The organism is Komagataeibacter sp. SM21 (genome assembly GCF_041402665.1).
Lineage (GTDB): Bacteria > Pseudomonadota > Alphaproteobacteria > Acetobacterales > Acetobacteraceae > Komagataeibacter > Komagataeibacter saccharivorans.
The window spans coordinates 1-597 of record NZ_JBGLOV010000090.1; the positions used below are offsets into that span (position 1 = coordinate 1).

General features: G+C 55.8%; 1 pseudogene. It reads right to left on the minus strand.

What is annotated here, in order from left to right:
* Positions 1 to 597 (minus strand): annotated as a pseudogene (locus ACBR42_RS17195) (IS5/IS1182 family transposase); the annotation flags it as partial.

A 597-nucleotide genomic window follows, 5' to 3' on the forward strand; every position in this document is an offset into this window, starting at 1 on the left:
GCTTGAGATGCGGCTTTTTGCGATGAACCTTGGAAACAAATCCCTGCTTTTCCATGAAGTCTTCGTTGGCTTTTGAGCGATAGGCCGTGTCAGCCCAGACACTTGAGGCCGTATTGGTTTTATCCAGAAGCCCCTCTCTCAATCGCGCGCCATCACTGGCGGCGGCATGCGTTGTTTTCCATTTCCGGATGAACCGGTATTTCCGATCGATGGAAACATGCGATTTATAGCCAAAGAACGGGATGGCGAGATCGCTGGATGGCATGGTTCCATCATCCTGCCGCTTCGCCTTCGTGAACTTCAGTGTCCAGCGCGCATGACGATCCTTGTGCGACAGCTTTGCGGGCTTGTCCTGCCAGTCTTCAGGAATACGTCCTTCCCGAAGATCGGCTTTCTCTGCATTGGTGTTCCGCTGCTTCGGAGCCGCTACCAGCGTGGCATCCAGGATCTGGCCTGACATCGGCAAATATCCGGCGTTGCGCAGGGTCGCATCAAAGCGGTTGAACAGCCCATCGATCGCACCCGCCTGGGTCAGACGCTCGCGAAACAGCCAGACCGTTTTGGCATCCGGCACCCGATCTGAAAGTCCCAGCCCAA